Source organism: Polymorphospora rubra, from assembly GCF_018324255.1.
In the GTDB taxonomy this organism is placed as follows: domain Bacteria; phylum Actinomycetota; class Actinomycetes; order Mycobacteriales; family Micromonosporaceae; genus Polymorphospora; species Polymorphospora rubra.
This window is the reverse complement of the sequence record NZ_AP023359.1, coordinates 3,534,283-3,550,878: the sequence shown is the minus strand read 5'-3', so window position 1 is coordinate 3,550,878 and position 16,596 is coordinate 3,534,283. Positions and strand designations below refer to the sequence as shown.

Below are 16,596 nucleotides of genomic sequence, written 5' to 3'. Positions count from 1 at the left end.
TGCTCGCCGAGCGGGATCACCGCTCGCTGTCGCACTGCTTGATCAGTTGGTCGGCGAGGTCTCCGGCCAACTCGTACAGCCGATGGGTGTCGTCGTCGGACAGGTGCGAGAAGCGTTGGCGGTTCGTCGTGGCGAACACCGCGTGGGCGGCGGTGAGCCGCTCCCGGCCGAGCGCGGTCAGGGACACCGCGACCAGGCGCTGGTCGGCCGGGTCGGATCCGGTCCGCACCAGACCGGCCTCGACGAGCCGCCGGACGAGCCGGGTGATGTTGCCGCGGGTGCAGAGCAGGAGGTCGGCGAGCTGGCTCACCGACCGGCCGCCACCGGTCGGGACACCGGGGACGGCGCCGGCCGTACCGTGCGGCGCGGCGTCGGGCGCGTCGTCTTCGAGCAGGCGCAGCAGGTTGTAGTGGGTCGGGGTGAGACCCACCGTCGCCAGCGCCCGCCGGTCACCGTCGTCCAGCAGTACGTAGATCCGCTGGAGCCGCTGGTAGAGCTCGGCGAGTCGGGCGTCCGCGCTGGACAACACATGCCCCCACATTGAGAGTTTTCGATTTGGTTACTAGTCAACAAACTGATTGCTGCGAAAGTTACGCCCCCGAAACGTCCCGGGTCAACAGGTTGCAGAAAGTTGGCGCAAGAACCTGCAAGACCTGCCCGGAAGCGGATTGCCGCTTGCAGCTCGGGCTGACAGGATGCCCGCATGGCGCTCGTGGAGGCTCATCACCTGACGAAGACCTTCCGCCGGCCCGACAAGGCGCCCGGCCTGCGCGGCTCGGTGACACACCTGGTCCGCCGCCGCTTCACCACGGTCCGGGCCGTCGACCGGGTGGACCTCTCGATCGAGGCCGGCGAGGCCGTCGCGTACGTGGGCCCGAACGGCGCCGGCAAATCCACCACGATCAAGCTGCTCACCGGCATCGTCCAGCCCACGTCCGGGCACGTACGGGTCGCCGGCCGCGACCCGCACCGCGAGCGGACCGCCAACGCGCGGCAGATCGGCGTCCTCTTCGGACAGCGCTCGCAGCTCTGGTGGGATCTGCCGGTCCGCGAATCGCTCGCCCTGCTGCGCGACATGTACGACGTACCGGCGGCGGCGTACCGGGAACGGCTGGCCCGGTTCGACGCGGTCCTCGCCCTCGACGAGATCATGCCGGTGGTCGCCCGCAAGCTGTCCCTGGGCCAGCGGATGCGCGCCGACCTGGCCTGCGCCCTGATCCACGGCCCCCGGGTCGTCTACCTCGACGAACCCACCATCGGCCTGGACATCGCGGTCAAGGACCGGGTCCGGAAGTTCCTCCGGGAGCTGCGGGCCGACGGCACCACCCTGATGCTGACCACCCACGACCTCGACGACATCGAGGACACCTGCGACCGGATAGTGATCATCGACCACGGGCGGGTCATCTACGACGGCACGCTGGCCCAGGTCAAGGACACCTACGCCCGGCAGCGCAACGTCCACCTCCAGCTCGCCGGCGACGTCACGGTGCCCGACCTCGCCGCCCGGTTCCCGGCCGCCGCCGTCAGCGCGGGCCCGTCCCCCGGCGAGTTCACCGTGGCCTTCGACAAGGCGGCCCTGACGGTCGGGCAGATCCTCGCCGGGGTGATCCCGCTCGCCGAGGTCGTCGAGGTACGCATCGACGAACCCGCCATCGAGGACGTCATCCGCAAGGTGTACGCCGGCGAACTGGTCCTCTCGCCCACCCCGACCCCGTCGTGAGCGTCAGGGGATACACCCGGCTCGCCACCACCACCGTGAGAGCCACCTTCGCCCACCGGCTCAGCATCGGCCTCGGCACGATCGGCGTCATCTTCCAACTGGTCGCCATGGTCGCGCTGTGGACCGCGCTGCTCGCCGACGGCGCGCGGATCGGCGGCTACTCGCTGCCGGAGATGAAGGGCTACCTGCTGGTCGGCTTCGCCACCGGCGTCGTCGGCCGGGGCCTCGGCGAACACGTCATGGCCGAGCGGATCCGCAGCGGTGCCGTCGCCCTCGACCTGGTCAAGCCGCTGGACTACCAGAAGATGCGGTTCGCCGAGGTGCTCGGCGGCCTCGTCATCGAAATCATGGTGATCGTCGCCGTCGGTGCGGCCTTCGTCACCCTGGCCGGTCCGGTGCAGGCCCCGGTCCGCCCCGACCTGCTCCTGCTCAGCCTCGTCGCGGTCGTACCGATCAAGTTCCTGATCATCTACCTGAGCACGATGCTCTGCTTCTGGACGCAGAACTACCACGGGCTCGCCTGGACCCGTACGGCACTGACCCAACTGCTCTCCGGTGCCCTGGTGCCGCTCGCCCTGCTGCCCGGCTGGCTCGCCGCGACCGCGGCGGTGCTGCCGTTCGCCGCCATCACCTCCACCCCGGCCCTGATCTACACCGGCAAGGCGACCGGTACCGGGGCGCTGCTCCTGATCGGCTACCAGTTCCTGTGGGCGGCCGGACTCTGGATCCTGGCCCGGCTCGCCTGGCGGACCGCCGTCCGCCAGCTCACCGTCCACGGAGGTTGACCGTGCGCCTCGTCCGCGTCTACCGGCGCAGCCTCGGCGCCCACCTGCGCGCCGTACTCGAATACCAGTCGGACTTCTGGCTGCTGGTCACCGCCGGGCTCGTCACCCAGTCGCTCGGCTTCATCTTCCTGTCCGCGGTGTTCGCCCGCGTCCCCACCCTCAACGGCTGGCGGTTCGAGGAGACCGTGCTCATCTACGCCCTGGCCGGGCTGGCCCAGGCGGCGGTGCCGCTGGTCGCCGACGGCGCCTGGCTGCTCGGCTCGCTGGTGCACACCGGCGAACTCGACTACCGGCTGGTCCGGCCGTACCCGGCGGTGCTCCAGGTGACCAGCCACCAGATCGGGTTCAGCGGGGCCGGCGACGCGATCGGCGCCGGCGTGCTGCTGATCTGGGCGCTGAGTCGGGTCGAGGTGCACTGGACGCCGGTGAAGGTGCTCCTCGGGCTGCTCATCCTGCTCGGAGCGGTCGTCATCCGCATCGCGATCACCGTGGCGACGAACGCGGTCGCGTTCTGGATACCGTCGCCGAACCCGATGTTCGCGTCCGCCGTCTTCCAGATCGGCGAACTGGCCCGCTATCCGCTGACCATCTACGGCTTCGGGCTGCGGATCGTGCTCACCGGCCTGTTGCCGTTCGCCTTCACCGGGTTCCTGCCGGCCGCCTGGCTGCTTGACCAGGGCGGGGCGGCGTGGCTCGGCCTGGCCACCCCGGTCGTCGCGGCGCTCTGCGCCCTGGCCGCGTACGCCGTCTTCCAGCGCGGCCTCCGCCGCTACGAAAGCGCCGGTCACTGAAGCGTGCGGCCGGCTATGCCGCGTCGCGGCGCTCCGCCGGCCGGAGCTGGGCCAGCGCGCGCATGGCATCGGCGAGCATGATCGGCCGGTCCTCGTCAGCCGTGGAGAGGTGCAGCTCGATCCACTGCCGGATCAGCACGCTGGGCCGGGTGCCGTGCGCCTCGGCGTACTCACGCAGCCGACGGTGCACGCTGAGCGGAATCCGCAGCGACGTGACCACGAGCATGTCGTCGACATCCTCTGCGACCGGCGGCAGTTCGGCCAGCAGTTCGGCCTCGGACTCGCCGGTGTCGACGTAGGTCAACTCCCCCTCAGCGGCGGCGATCAGTTCGGCCTCGCCCGGGGCCGTCTCGTCATGCTTGCTCACGCCCTGCCTCCCACCGGTCGTACTCGGCCACCTGCTCGGCGGTCATCTCCCTGGCGCCAATGATCAACCAGTCACGGTTGACCTCTGTCGGCGCAACACCACGATGAGCCGACGCCCGGCGCGGGTCCGTCCCCAGACCGCAAGGACCGACACACCGCCGGCACCGACCGCTCTACGCGGCCAGCGGGGCCGCTGGTCCTCCAGGACCTGCCGCACTTCGTACGGTTCGATGCCTTTCAGCGTTGCCAGCAGCAGCGGCACCCACTCGTAACCCACCCTCGCATCGTATTACAACGGTATTGCATCGGATGCCCCGCCAGAAGATACCGTCGGTGGAGCCCACCTACCAAAAGGCCGGGGCGAATCGTCGTCCAGGTTCGAGTAGAGGTGGGCGATCGCCGTCGGGCCGGGCGCCTCGGTCAACCGCTCCAGCGACACCGGACGGCCCTCCGGGTCGGCCACCGGCAGCCGCCAGTTCGGGAACTCGTCAACCGTGCCGGGCAGGTTCTGCGGGCGCCGGTCGCCGACCAGGTCCGGCAGCCAGACCCCGAGCAGCCTGGCCGGGGTACGGGCCAGGAACCGGTGCAGGGCAACGGTGTCCGCGGCCAGCCCCGGCACCCCGTCGGCGGCCGACCGGAGCCCACCGCGGTCCAGTTCAGCGAGCCAGCCGTCCCGTTCGGCGGCCTCCTCGGCGGCGACCTGCGCCCGGTCGCGGGTCAGCAGGCCCAGCCGGTCGTGCAGGTCGACGTGGTCGCCGGCCAGCCAGGCGGCGGTGCTGGGCAGGTCGTGGGTGGTCAGCGTGGCCAGGCAGTCGGCCCGCCAGTCGGCGGCGGGCAGCGGGCCGCCACGTTCCTCGGACCCGCCCCGGTATTCGAACCGCAGCACCGACGTGCCGAGGATGCGCCGGTCGGCCAGCTCGTCGCGGACCCGCCGCTCGACCGTACCGAGGTCCTCGCCGATCACCATCGCGCCGGCCCGGTGCGCTTCGAGCGCCAGTACGCCGAGCAGCGCCTCGTGGTCGTAGTGCACGTACGCGCCGGCGCGGGCCCCGGCGCCCTCGGGAATCCACCAGAGCCGGAACAGCCCCATGATGTGGTCCAGCCGCAGGGCTCCGCAGTGCCGCAGTACGCCGCGCACCACCTCGGCGAACGGCTCGTACCCGGCTTCGGCGAGGGTGTCCGGCCGCCACGGCGGCAGGCCCCAGTCCTGGCCGCCGGCGCTGAAGTTGTCCGGTGGGCAGCCGACCGTGATGCCACCGGCCAGGAAGCGGTGCAGCCGCCAGGCGTCGGCGCCCTCCGGGTCGACGCCGACGGCGAGATCGTGGACCAGCCCGATCGACATCCCGGCGTCACGGGCGGCGGTCTGGGCGGCGGCCATCTGCTCGTCGACCAGCCAGTTGACCCAACGGTGGAAGTCGATCCGATCGGCCAGGTCACGGCGGGCCGCCTCGACCGCCACGCCGTCGGGGGTACGCAGCCCGGCCGGCCAGGACCTCCACCGGGTGCCGTGCACCTCGGCCAGGGCGCACCAGGTGGCGTAGTCGGTCAGGCCGGCCCCCTGACCGGTGACGTACGCGTCGTACGCGGCCTGCCGGGCCGGCGTACGCGGCACCCGATGCAGCAGTTCCAGCGCCTGGCGCTTGAGCGCCCACACCGCCGCCCGGTCGATCAGCTCGTCGCGGTGCAGCACCCCGTCGGTGAGCGCCCGCCCCCGGTCGGCGAGGACGTCCACCGCCCCGCGCACCGCCACGTACTCGGGGATCGCCTCGATCCGCAGGTTCATCGGATCGGGGAACCGGCGGGTGCTCGGCCGGTAGGGCGACGGGTCGGGCAGCGGTCCGGGCACGTACGCGTGCAGCGGGTTGAGCAGCACGAACGACGCGCCGAGCCGGCCCGACCAGGTGGCCAGGCCGGCCAGGTCGCGCAGATCACCCATCCCCCACGAGCGTTCGGAGAGCACCGAGTAGATCTGGGCCAGCAGGCCCCACCGGCGGCGGTCCGGGGTGGCCAGCACGTCCGGCGCGACGATCAGCGGTGCGGTCGCGCTCCGGCCGGCCGCCTCGGCGTGCAGCGTGTGGTAGCCGAGCGGCAGCCGGCCGAGGTCGCCGGTCGGATCGGCCACGTCGTGCCACTCGCCGGTCTCGGTACGGACCCGGTACGTGGCCGCCGGCCACGCCGGGTCGGCCCGCACCGTCGCCGGCCGGCCCCGCCGGACCACGACGCACGGCGGCAGCAGCCGGTCGGCGTCCACGTCGGAGGTGGCCGCCGGGTCGACACCGAGCGCGGCGAGCACCCGGCGCAGGTTCTCCGGCGCGACCGCGATCCGCTCACCGCGGTCGGTGGCGTACTCCGGGGCGACGCCGTGCCGCCGGGCCAGGTCGGCGAGTGCCGTCATTTCACTCCTCCGGTGCCACGGACCGGGCGGCCAGCAGGCGTTCGAGCACCACCGCCACCCCGTCCTCGTCGTTGGTCAGGGTGGTTTCGTCGGCCCGTTCCCGCAGGTCGGGGTGGGCGTTGGCCATCGCGACGCCGTACCCGGCCCAGTCGAGCATCGGGATGTCGTTGGGCATGTCGCCGAACGCGATCGTGTCGGCGGCGGTCAGCCCCCACCGCCGTACGGCGTAGACCAGCCCGGTCGCCTTGCTGATCCCGGCCGGCAGCAGTTCGACCAGCCGCTCGCCGGCATGGGCGACGGTGAGCGCCGTACCGCAGATCCGCCGGGCGACCGCCACGAGCGCCTCGTCGTCGTGGCCCGGATGCCGGATCAGGATCTTCTCCACCGGTCCGGTCCAGAGATCGGGCTCGGTGACCAGCCGCCAGTCGGCGCCGGGCCGCCGGTCGAAATCGGCGGTGGCCAGGAATCCGCTGGCGGCGACGGCGGCCAACGCCAGCGCCCCGGTCTCCCGGCCGATCGCCTGGACCAGGGCGCGGGCCACGTCCCGGTCGAGGGTGTGGGTGACCAGCAGCCGGTCGCTGTCGAAGTCGTAGACGTGGGCGCCCTGCCCGCAGACCGCCAGCCCCCGGTAGTCGAGCTGGGTGAGCAGCCGCCGGGTGCCGAAGACCGGCCGGCCGGTCACGACCAGGTGCCGGGCACCGGCGGCCCGTACCGCGGCCAGGGTCCGCAGGGTCCGCGCGGACAGCGACCGGTCGCTGCGCAGCAGGGTGCCGTCGAGGTCGGTGGCGACGATCCGGTACGGCAGGGTCACGACGCCACCGGCGGGACGTCCCACGTGCTGCGGCCGGAGGCGAGCCGCAGCAGGAACACCGGTACATCCGGCACGTCCGGCCAGGGCAGTACGGTGCGGAAGGCCGGGCCGTCGGGTTCGAGCGGACGCGGCCGCCCGTCCGGGCCGACCAGGTCGACGCCGGCCGCTCCGGTGACCTCGTACCGCAGTTCGGGGCCGTCGGGGTGCGGGATCAGCCGGCAGCGCCGGCGCAGGGCGCGGGCCCGCTCGGTGTCGCCGAGCAGGTCGGCCAGTTCGAGGCAGCGGTCGAGATCGCCCCGACGGTCGGCGGCGGCGTGGAGCTGGCGCAGCGTCGCGACGTCGACCGGCCCGGACCGGCGTACGGCCTCCAGGTCGGCGAACCCGATCGCGGCGGCCCGGATCGCCGCCCGGTGGGTCTGCCACTGCCGCCCGTCGAGTTGGTCGAACCAGCCGTAGCCGATCAGGTGCTCGACCGGCGGCGGCGGGACGTCGCCGGCGAGCAGCCGGGCGAACCGGTCCAGCCGCCGGTCGGCCGCGGCGGCGTAGGTGAACGTGCGGCCCAGCGCGGTGGCGTCGGCGGACAGCCGGCGGTAGCCGTCCGGGTCGCCGCGCCACAGCCGGGCCGCCTCGTGGATCCGCCCGACCAGCGCGCGGGTCAGCCGGGGGTCGTCGGGGGTGAACGAGCGCGGCAGGTCGAAGCCGGGTACGGGGCGGTAGTGCCGGGTCGACTCCTGCGCGGTCGCGATCGGCACCGCGCCGCACACCATCGCCTGCCCCTGGGCAATCAGGAACGTGTCGAGTTCGTACTTGGACGGGAAGAGGCAGTAGTCGGCGGCGACCGCCTCACGAAAGAAGGTCTCCTCGTCGGCCATCGACCAGAAGAGCCGGACCCGGTCGGGGAACCGGTCGGCGACCCGCTGGAAGTACGGCTCACCGACGGGCGCGTCGCCGCCGGCCGCGGTCGCCATCCGGAGCACGAAGTTGACCTCGGGATCGGTGGCGAGTACGGCCTCGACCGCCCGGACCAGCTCCCACTGTCCTTTGTGGTGCACCGAGTACCGGGCGACGTGGTGGAACGTCGGCCGGCCAGGATCGAGCCCCAACCCGTCGAGGACCCGGGTCCGGTCGACCGTGCCGGGATCACGGTCCAGCCACGGCGCCGGCACCCCGCAGCCGCCGACGAACTGCTTGCCCGCGTTGTCGCGTACGACCCGGGCGACCGCGGTCCGGCGAAACGCCACCTCGTACGGGGTGTCCCGGAACGTGGAGTAGAAGTCGCGCTGGCCGGGGGTGAGGAAGTCGATCGAGTCGCAGTGGTCGGCGATCAGGGCGAAGAGGCTGACGTGGTCGGCGCCCCGGCCCGCCGACAGCCGGGTGTGCCGCAGGTGCCCCGCCAACGCCGTCGCCAGGGCCGCCGCCCGCGCCGCTCCCGGGTCGTCCGGTACGGCGACCGGGGCCGGCGGGTCGAGGTAGCGGTCGAGGTCCACCCCGGTGCCGAACATCGCCAGCAGCCGGGCCAGCTGCGGCCGGTAGACGCCGAGGTCGATCGGCATGTTGCTGGCGACCGTGGACACCACCCGGAAGCGGGGATCGCCGGCCAGCACCGGCGGCAGCAGGTAGTGGTAGTACGGCTCGTACGCCTGCACCAGCGTCGGCTCCCCGCCGGCGCCCGCACCGCCGGTGCCGTGGCCGGCGCCCTCGCCACCGAGCCGCCGCAGCAGGAAGCGCAGGGCGGCGACCTGGAACACCAGCGGCTTGAAGAACGCCGGATCGGTGCCCTCACTCGCCGCGGCGGGATAGATCCGTTCCGGGAGCAGGTCGAGCTGGTCGTTGCCGAGCAGATAGACGTCGACGCCCTCGTGGCGCAGCAGGTGGGCACGGGTGGTCACGGTGCGGTCCCCCGGCGGGTCCGGCCACACCGCCGGGTCGGGCACCAGCGGCACCAGATGCTCGTCGTGGTGGTCCAACTCGGTCACGTCGTAGCGGGCGGCGAGGTGGTCGAGCCGGCCATGGGTGGGGGTGACGACCGAAACCCGGTGCCCGCGGTCGACGTACTCCCGGGCCAGTTGCCAGACCAGCGGCGCCAGCCCGCCGCGCATCATCCGTACGTCGAAACCGAGGGCCTCGAACGCGACCTTCACGACGTGCACGGCACCCCCTGTGCGAGCAGGTCGCGGATGCCGTCGTCGACACCGCGTACCCGCAGCCCGTGCTCTTCCAGGAAGCCGGCCAGGCGGGTACTGGTCAGGCAGGTGTTGACCGGGCGCGAGGCATACCGGGTCCGGGCCAGCGGCACCCGGACCACCAGCCCGGCCGGTACGCCGAGACCGGCCGCGATCCGGTCCGCCCAGTCGGCCCGGTTGATCCGGTCCGGCCCGCCCAGGTGCAGCAGATCCGGCACGCCGTCGGCGAGGGCGGCGACGGTGACCGCCGCGACGTCGTCGACCGGCACCGGCGTGGTCCACTGGCCGTCCGGCACCTCGACCGGCTCCCCGGCCCGCAGCGCGTACGCGCACTTGGCGAAGAAGTTGAGCCACTTGCCGGTGCCGGCCGGCTCCCAGCCGTAGACCAGGCTGACCCGTAACACGGTGCCGGCCGTGCCGATCGCCCGCTCGGCCCGCAGCTTGGCCCGGCCGTAGGCGTTGGCCGGGGCGACCGGGGTGTCCTCGTCGTTGCCGGGTGCGCGGCCGTCGAAGACGTTGTCGGTCGAGATGAGCACCAGCCGGCGGCCGGCGGTGGTGGCGGCCAGGTTGGCGGCGGCGGTCTCGTGCAGCCGGGCCGCCCGCCCGGGTTCCGCCTCGCACCAGGTGACGTCGGACGGCCCGTGTACGGCGACGACGCCGTCCGGGGCAACCCGGTCGACCACCTCGGCGCAGGCCACCGGGTCGGTGACGTCCAGGCGTATCCACCGGAGGTCCGGGCGCCCGGGGCGGGGGCGGGCGGCCGTCGGGAGGCCAGCACCGCACTCCCGCCGAGGTCGGCGACCCGCCGCGCGACCGCCCGCCCCACGAACCCACTCCCCACGATCAGAACCCGCACGCCGCCCCCTCCCCGCCGTCCCCGTCTCCGCTCTCCCCCGCCGCGCTCTCCCCCGCGATCTTGCAGTTGTCTCCCCCTTCTGTCCCGGTTTGGGCGGCGACAAGTGCAAGATCGCGGGGAGCGGCGGGACGGGGGTGGGGTGGGGAACGGGGGTGGCGGGGGTGTGGGTCAGGAGGCGGCCGGCGCCGATCAGGCCGTGGTCGTCGTCCGGCTCGCCGAGCACCACCATCTCGTCGATCTCCGTCGGGGTCAGGCCGAAGCAGCCGAGCCGGTGCAGCGCCTCGGTGAGCAGGGTGGCGTACCGGGGGCCGACGGCGAGCGCGAAGCCGCCCATGATGACGTACCGCCGGATCCCGATCGCGGCGAAGATCGCGGTGATCGCGGTGGCCAGGTGGCGCAGGCCGTCCCGCAGCACGCCGGTGGCGAACGGGTCGCCGGCCCGCGCCGCCGCGGCCAGCGCCACCGCGTCCAGCTCGGCCCCGGCCAGCATCGAGCGGGCGAATCCGGACAGGTCGGCGGCTGCGGCGCGCCGGGCGGCGGCGACGGCACCCCGGCCGGAGGCGATCGCGCCGAGGTGGCCCCGGCCGCCGCAGTCGCACGGCACCGCCTGCGGCGACAGGTCGCACGTCCAGTGGCCGAGTTCGCCGCCGTGCCCGTCGGGGTGCAGCAGCACCTCGCCGGACCGGAAGACCTTGTTGCCGATCCCCGAACTCACCGTGATCAGGCAGAAGGCCTCCTGGTCGGCGCCGGGGTCGACGTAGCGCCAGGCGGCGGCGGTCAGGTCGTTGACCAGGGTCACCGGCACGCCGAGCCGCTGGCGCAGCAGGTCGCGAAGCGGCAGCGGGTCACCGCGCCGGCCCCACACGGTCGGCGCGGCCGGCACCCGCCCGGCGGCGTCGACCGGGCCGGCAAACGCGATCCCGAGGTGCCGCGTGCCGTGCCGGGCCAGGGCCGCCCCGGCGACCTCGACCAGTTGCCCGACGACCCGGCGTTGCAACACCGGCACCGGATCACCCGGATACCGGTCCATGCCCTCGGTCGGCATCCGGCGCACGTCGTCGACCCGGTCGGTGGCGCTGTCGTAGCGCCCCACCCGCAGGGTGGTCCCGCCGACGTCGACGACGGTGTACGCGGTCACCGCACCACGTCCTGAGTGGACAGTGTGTCGACCGGCTGCACGGTGCCGTCCTCCAGCACGATCGCCGAGTCGACGCGCGCCCCCGGCGGGACCACCGCGCCGGGCAGCAGGATGCTCCGCCGGACAACCGCGCCGGCACTGACCCGCGCCCCGGGGAAGACCACGCAGCCGTCCAGCTCGCCGTCGTTGACCAGGTCGTCGGGTACGACGCTGCGACTGATCCCCGGCGCGGCCGGCACCAGGCGGCGGCCGACGGTCGGGGCGACCACCCGCGGCATCGCGTCCACCGGCATCGACGGCGGGTCGTCGACCAGCGCCAGGTGTGCCCGGTGGTAGCGCTCGACGGTGCCGATGTCGGCCCAGTAGCCGGGCACCTCGTGCCCCCGGATCTCCTCGCCGGCGGCGAGCATGGCCGGGATGACGTCGCGGCTGATGTCGTGCTGCCAGCCGGTGCCGTCGAGCAGTTCGAGGTAGCGGTGCAGGACCTTGGCGTCGAAGACGCAGAACGCGGCGAAGACGAGGTCGCTGGTCGGCTCGGCCGGCTTCTCCACGAAGGACACCAGCCGGTCGTCGGCGTCGAACCCGACCATTCCGAACAGGTGCACGTAGCGGCGCTCGATCCGCTGGTAGGACACGGTGAGCGCGGCCCCGCCCGCCCGGTGCGCGGCGATCATCGGGCCGTAGTCGAAGCGGTAGACGTGGTCGGCGTGCTGGACCAGCACCTCGGTCACGTCCGCTTCGAACAGGTACGGCGCCTTGCGGATCAGCGCGTCGGCGGTGCCCCGCTCCGGCGGTCCGGAGAACGGCTCCAGCTCCGCCGGCGGCCCGTCGCGGTACGCCTCGTCGTACGGGCCGAAGTGCACCCGGAATCCCGGCCGCCACCAGGTGCGCCGCAGGTCGTCCATGAGCTGCCGTTCGGCGTACTGGGACAGCAGCAGGACCCGGTCGAGCCCGGACGCCCGCGCGTTGGCGAGGGAGAAGTCGATCAGCCGGCAGGCGCCGCCGAACGGCACCAGCGGCTTGAGCCGGCCGGTCCCGAGCCGCCCCATCCGGCGCCCCTCGCCGCCGGCGAGCAGCGCGGCCCGTACCCCGGCGGTCACCGGTGCACCGTCCCGCCGACCGGCACCCGGTCCCAGGTGGCCCGGCCGCTGCGCAGGGTGAGCAGCAGATGCAGTTCGCCGGCGCCGGGCGGCAGCGGGCCGCCGAAACCTTCCCCGTCGGGTTCGAGCCGGACCACGGTCGGCCGGCCGCGGTCCGGTGCGGCCAGGTCGGGTACGACCAGTTCGACCCGTTCGGCGTGGGCCAGCCGGTAGCTGATCCGGCGGCCGGTGACGGTGCACCGCCCGGCCAGCCGCGCGCCGAGCCGCCGCGCCAGTTCGGGGTGGTCGTCGGCGGCCAGCTCGACGCAACGGGCGCAGCGGCCGAAGTCGGCGCGCGCCCAGGCCCGTTCGAACAGTTCGGTCAGGGCGGCGGCGGAAAGCGGTGCGCAGCGCCGGTAGGCGTCGGCGTCGCCCAGCCGAAGGGCCGCGTCGGCGACCGGCCGCTGCGTCCACGCGCCGTCCGGCAGCAGGTCGAACCAGCCGTGCCGCAGCAGCCGGTCGGTCGTCAGGACCGGTTTCCGCCCCGCCCACAGCGGTTCGAACGCGGCCAGGTGGTCGCGGGCCGCCCGGTCCCAGGTGAACTCACGGGCCCGGTCGACGGCGTTGCGGGACAACCGCTCGTACTCCTCCGGCCGCTCGTGCCACAGCCGTACGGCCCGCCGGATCTGGCCGGCGAGGGCGTCGACGAGCAGCGGGTCGTCCTCGTAGAAGGAGCGGTTGACGGCGAAGCCGGTGGCGCCGCCGGCGGCCGGCCCGCCGACCGGGTCGAAGACGTGCCCGAAGTGGGCCATGCCGAGCTGGGCGGTGGCGATCGGCACCGCCCCGGTCGCCATCGCCTCGCCCTGGGCGATCAGGAACGTGTCCATCTCGAACTTCGACGGGAAGAGGCAGAAGTCGGCGCTGGTCGCGTAGCGGACGAGCTGGTCGTCGTCGACCCGCCACCACTGGAGGTGGACCCGGCCCGGGTGCTTGGCCACCACCTCGTGGAAGAGCGGGTCGGGGATGCCGGCGTCACTGAGGCAGCGCAGGACGAAGTTGGCCGCCGTACCCTCGGTCAGCACCCGGTCGACGGCCCGGACCAGCTCGACCTGACCCTTGTGGTTGACCGCGTAGCGGGCGTTGTGGAAGAACGTCGGCAGTGTCGGGTCGAGGCCCAGCTCGCCGAGTACGGCGGACCGGTCGACGGCGGGCAGCTCGCCGCGTACCCAGTTGTCACCGACCGCGCAGCCGCCGACGAACTGCTTGTGCGCGGTGCGGCGGACCGTCTCCGCGACCGGCAGCAGGGCGAAGAGCTGCTCGAACGGGGTGTCGGCGAAGTCGGTGTAGAAGTCACGCTGGCCGGGCGACAGGAAGTCGACCAGGTCGGCGTGTTCGGCGACCAGGTCGTAGATCCGGACGTGGTCGCGCGGGTATTCGTAGTGCAGGTGGGTGAGCTGCTGGTACTGGCTCATCGCGACCACGTGCGCCGACCGTTCCGCCGCCGGCTCCGCGTCGCCATCGGTCAGCGACCCGGACGGTACGTCGAGGAACTCCAGCAGCCGCTCCACCTCCGGCCGCCACAGCGACTTGCCGATCGGCATGTTGCTCTGCACCGTGCTGACCACGTGCTTCGTCGGGTCGGCCGCGAACGCCGCCGGCATCAGGTAGTGGTAGTACGGCTCGTGCGCGTGCACGATCGCCCGCTCGTCGGCGAACCGGTGCCGGATGAACCGTACGGCGGCGACCTGGTAGGCCAGCGGCTTGAAGAAGACCAGATCCCGCCCCTTGGTCTCGTACGCCGGATAGAACCGGTCCGGCAGCTGGTCGAGCAGTTCGTTGGAGAGGAAGTAGAGGTCGACGCCGTCCAGCCGGAGCAGGTGCGCGGTGGTCCGCAGCGGGATGTCGACCCGGGCCGGGAACCTCTCTCCCCAGGTCTTCGGCTCGAGCGGGATCGGCAGCTCGTACTCGTCGACGTGGTCGAGCGTCTCGACGTCGTGCAGCCGGCGCAGGTCGTCGAGACGGCCGTGGGCCGGGGTGACGATCGAGACCCGCTGGCCGAGCCGGGTCAGCGCGCTCGACAGCTGCCACAGGTAGACCGACGTGCCGCCCTGGATGAAACGGTGGTCGAAGCCTCCGCATTCGAAGTACGTCTCGATGACGTGCATGCTCACCCTTCCCCGGTCGCCGGCCGCAGCGTCTCCAGCGCGTGCCGCAGGTTGATCGCCGCGTGGTACGGCATGTCGTGCGCGTACGCGTAGTCGAGTTCGTGGACCAGCCGGCGCAGCCGGAACATCCGCCAGGCGGGTTGCCGCTCGGGTTCGGTGCCGGGGTCGGCGTACCCGGCGATCAGCAGCCGGCGGACCCGCCGGGCCCAGAGCTGCGCCGCCGCCTGCGACCGGCGCAGGACGGCCAGCCGGTCGGCGGTCCAGCCGGCGGTGTCCGGCGGGTGTCCGGCGGTGACCAGCAGCGCGGTCCGGCAGGTCTCGTCCCCGTCGACGTCCAGCTCGATCGCGGCCTGGTGGGCGAACTCGTCGGCGGTGAAGATCTCCAGCCCGCGCAGCAGCGACACCAGGTCCTGCCACGGCGACTGGTCGGCCCGGTCCGGGTCGGCCGGGTCGACGGCCGGGGTGGACAGGTCGATCAGGCACATCCGCCAGCCCGCGCCGGTCTCGGCGCGCAGGAAGTGCGACAGGTGCAGGTCGCCGTGGGTGGCGCCGGACGGCCAGCTGCCTGGTGCGGCCGCGGCCTGCCGGTCGAGTTCGTCGGCGAGCGCGGCGGCGACGGCGGCGCGTACCGGCCCGGGGTGCCGGTCGTCGGCCAGGATGAGCGGACCGAGTCGGGCCACCCGGGTGGCGGTCTCGGCCACGAAACGTTCCGCCGGGAAGTCCGGGGCCGGGCCGAGCCGGTCGGCCAGCTCGTCGTGGAAGGCGCGCAGGAAGCGGCCGGCCTCGGGCAGCCGGTCGACCAGCCCGCGCTGCACGGTGTCGACCGCCCCGGCGACCCCGACACCGTCGGCGAGCAGCGGCCACATCGCCCGGATGCTGTGCCGCAGCGGCAGGTCGAGCCCGTCGCCGTCGGCGTACGCGTAGACGACGCCGAGCGGCAGCCGCCGGCCGGTGTCGCGCTCGACGTAGTGGTAGTCGCCGACCCAGCGTTGGGTGCGTCCGCCGGGACCCATCAGCCGCATCATCCGGGGCTCCCGGGTGCCGGCCGACATCCGCCGGTAGGCCTTGTGGACGTGGGCTGCCCCGCCGAGGTCCACAAGGGAGAGCGCGTTGGAGGACCAGCCGGGGGCGAACGGCAGGGGGCCCCGGTACGGCGGCGGCCCGCCGTCGAACTCGACGACGTTGCCGGCGGCGGTCGGCAGCCGCAGCCCGTCCCGCAGCGCCTGGACGACGGCCCGGTCGTGGTCCGCGGTCCGGGTCGCCTCCCGCCCGGGATCGGCGTCGAGCACGGGTACGAAGTAGCGGGCGGCGCCATCGGCGGGCGCGACGACCAGCAGCCGGGACGGGCCCAGCACCGCCTGGTCGAGCACCCGGAACGGGCCCCGGCGCAGTGCCTCGTCCAGCCACGGAGCCGTACGCAGCAGTGTGGTGACGTCGGCGGGGATGTCGGTACGCATCGTCAGCTCCCGGTCATCTCGAAGCGGTCGACGCCCCGCCGCCACACCACACCGGCCACGGCCAGCGTGGCGGCGGTGACCAGCGGCAGCCACAGCAGCAGGTCGGAGCGGTCGAAGAGCAGATAGGACACCGGCACGTACGCGGTGAAGGCGTACGGCAGCAGCCAGGTCAGCAGCCGGCGCAGCGAGGGGTGGAACAGGTCGAGCGGATAGCCGCTGAGGTCACCGGGCTGGCTGGCCGCGACCACCGCCGCGAAACTGGTGGTGGTCCAGAACGACAGCGCCGCGAACACGACCTTGATGGCGGTGGTGATCAGCGCGCCGCAGAGCACCAGCAGCGGCAGCAGCAGCCACTGGACCGGGGTGAGGGCCAGGTCGAGCTGGGCCGCCGCGGTGCCGACCACGGCCAGCCCGATGACCAGCTCACCGAAGCCGTCCGGGTGCAGGAACCGCTCCGACAGCAGCGTGTAGAGCGGGCTCGTCGGCCGCAGCAGGTAGCGGTGGAAGTCGCCGGTGCGGACCAGGTCGCGGGAGAGGATCCAGAGCTGGTCGGTGAAGAGCCGGTCGAGGGCCCGGGGCAGCAGCGCGAAGCCGGTCAGGAAGAGCACCTGGTGGTAGCTCCAGCCGGCCAGCGCCGGCACCTGCTGGAAGATGATCCCGAGCAGCGCGAGCTGGCAGGCGACCCGGACCACCAGGCTGCCGGCCCCGATCAGGAAATCGGCCCGGTACACGACCAGCCGGTGCAGGCTGACCCCGCTGAGGAACCAGGTGAGCCGGACGTACCAGAGCGCCGTCCCCAATGCGCTGCGCCCGGTCATCCGCCCACCTCGCTGCGCTCGGTCATCCG

13 protein-coding genes are annotated in these 16,596 nt (G+C 73.3%); 3 read left to right on the top strand and 10 right to left on the bottom strand.

The window, feature by feature from the left end:
* Window positions 1-16 precede the first annotated feature (16 nt).
* Window positions 17-526 carry a MarR family winged helix-turn-helix transcriptional regulator gene (locus Prubr_RS16350; RefSeq protein ID WP_212826359.1) on the bottom strand — a complete coding sequence of 170 codons (510 nt, stop codon included), beginning with the start codon at window positions 524-526 and terminating at the stop codon, window positions 17-19.
* Between the two features lie 177 nt (window positions 527-703).
* Here Prubr_RS16350 and Prubr_RS16345 point away from each other — a divergent pair, with 177 nt between their 5' ends.
* The 3 genes from Prubr_RS16345 to Prubr_RS16335 are packed head-to-tail and all read left to right on the top strand — an operon-like array spanning window position 704 to window position 3,299.
* A complete protein-coding gene (locus tag Prubr_RS16345; protein ID WP_212826357.1) occupies window positions 704-1,723 on the top strand; it encodes an ABC transporter ATP-binding protein in 1,020 nt (339 codons plus the stop codon).
* Window positions 1,720-2,508, top strand: coding sequence for an ABC transporter permease (locus tag Prubr_RS16340; protein ID WP_212826355.1), 789 nt, complete (start codon window positions 1,720-1,722; stop codon window positions 2,506-2,508). Before Prubr_RS16345 ends, Prubr_RS16340 begins: the two co-directional genes overlap by 4 nt.
* Before the next feature lie 2 nt (window positions 2,509-2,510).
* Window positions 2,511-3,299: an ABC transporter permease gene (locus tag Prubr_RS16335; protein ID WP_212826353.1), complete on the top strand. Its 789-nt coding sequence runs from the start codon at window positions 2,511-2,513 to the stop codon at window positions 3,297-3,299.
* A gap of 13 nt (window positions 3,300-3,312) precedes the next feature.
* On the opposite strand, the gene Prubr_RS16330 is transcribed toward Prubr_RS16335, so the two are convergent.
* The 9 genes from Prubr_RS16330 to Prubr_RS16290 form a co-directional block, all read right to left on the bottom strand.
* Window positions 3,313-3,666 carry a hypothetical protein gene (locus tag Prubr_RS16330; protein WP_212826351.1) on the bottom strand — a complete coding sequence of 118 codons (354 nt, stop codon included), beginning with the start codon at window positions 3,664-3,666 and terminating at the stop codon, window positions 3,313-3,315.
* 288 nt (window positions 3,667-3,954) lie between these two features.
* Window positions 3,955-6,060 carry a 4-alpha-glucanotransferase gene (gene malQ, locus Prubr_RS16325; RefSeq protein WP_212826349.1) on the bottom strand — a complete coding sequence of 702 codons (2,106 nt, stop codon included), beginning with the start codon at window positions 6,058-6,060 and terminating at the stop codon, window positions 3,955-3,957.
* A 1-nt stretch (window position 6,061) separates the two neighbouring features.
* Window positions 6,062-6,871, bottom strand: coding sequence for an HAD family hydrolase (locus tag Prubr_RS16320; RefSeq protein WP_212826347.1), 810 nt, complete (start codon window positions 6,869-6,871; stop codon window positions 6,062-6,064).
* Entirely contained in the window at window positions 6,868-9,021 is a 2,154-nt protein-coding gene (locus Prubr_RS16315; protein WP_212826345.1) for a glycogen/starch synthase, read from the bottom strand. The genes Prubr_RS16320 and Prubr_RS16315 overlap by 4 nt, the downstream gene beginning before the upstream one ends.
* Window positions 9,009-11,048 carry an ROK family protein gene (locus Prubr_RS16310; RefSeq protein ID WP_212826343.1) on the bottom strand — a complete coding sequence of 680 codons (2,040 nt, stop codon included), beginning with the start codon at window positions 11,046-11,048 and terminating at the stop codon, window positions 9,009-9,011. The genes Prubr_RS16315 and Prubr_RS16310 overlap by 13 nt, the downstream gene beginning before the upstream one ends.
* The gene (locus Prubr_RS16305) at window positions 11,045-12,148 is read right to left on the bottom strand and encodes a sugar phosphate nucleotidyltransferase (protein WP_212826340.1); all 1,104 of its coding nucleotides are present in this window, start codon (window positions 12,146-12,148) and stop codon (window positions 11,045-11,047) included. Before Prubr_RS16305 ends, Prubr_RS16310 begins: the two co-directional genes overlap by 4 nt.
* Window positions 12,145-14,292, bottom strand: coding sequence for a glycogen/starch synthase (locus Prubr_RS16300; RefSeq protein ID WP_212826338.1), 2,148 nt, complete (start codon window positions 14,290-14,292; stop codon window positions 12,145-12,147). Before Prubr_RS16300 ends, Prubr_RS16305 begins: the two co-directional genes overlap by 4 nt.
* 2 nt (window positions 14,293-14,294) lie before the next feature.
* Window positions 14,295-15,749, bottom strand: a complete 1,455-nt coding sequence (locus tag Prubr_RS16295) for a hypothetical protein (protein WP_212826336.1) — start codon at window positions 15,747-15,749, stop codon at window positions 14,295-14,297.
* A 2-nt stretch (window positions 15,750-15,751) separates the two neighbouring features.
* Entirely contained in the window at window positions 15,752-16,567 is an 816-nt protein-coding gene (locus Prubr_RS16290) for an ABC transporter permease (protein ID WP_212826334.1), read from the bottom strand.
* Window positions 16,568-16,596: the final 29 nt, after the last annotated feature.

What these genes read in the sequence shown, in the direction of transcription:
- Prubr_RS16345 (WP_212826357.1), top strand. Translation starts at nt 704, where the DNA reads ATGGCGCTCGTGGAGGCTCATCACCTGACGAAGACCTTCCGCCGGCCC.
- malQ (WP_212826349.1), bottom strand. Translation starts at nt 6,060, where the DNA reads ATGACGGCACTCGCCGACCTGGCCCGGCGGCACGGCGTCGCCCCGGAG.
- Prubr_RS16290 (WP_212826334.1), bottom strand. Translation starts at nt 16,567, where the DNA reads ATGACCGGGCGCAGCGCATTGGGGACGGCGCTCTGGTACGTCCGGCTC.
- Prubr_RS16295 (WP_212826336.1), bottom strand. Translation starts at nt 15,749, where the DNA reads ATGCGTACCGACATCCCCGCCGACGTCACCACACTGCTGCGTACGGCT.
- Prubr_RS16300 (WP_212826338.1), bottom strand. Translation starts at nt 14,292, where the DNA reads ATGCACGTCATCGAGACGTACTTCGAATGCGGAGGCTTCGACCACCGT.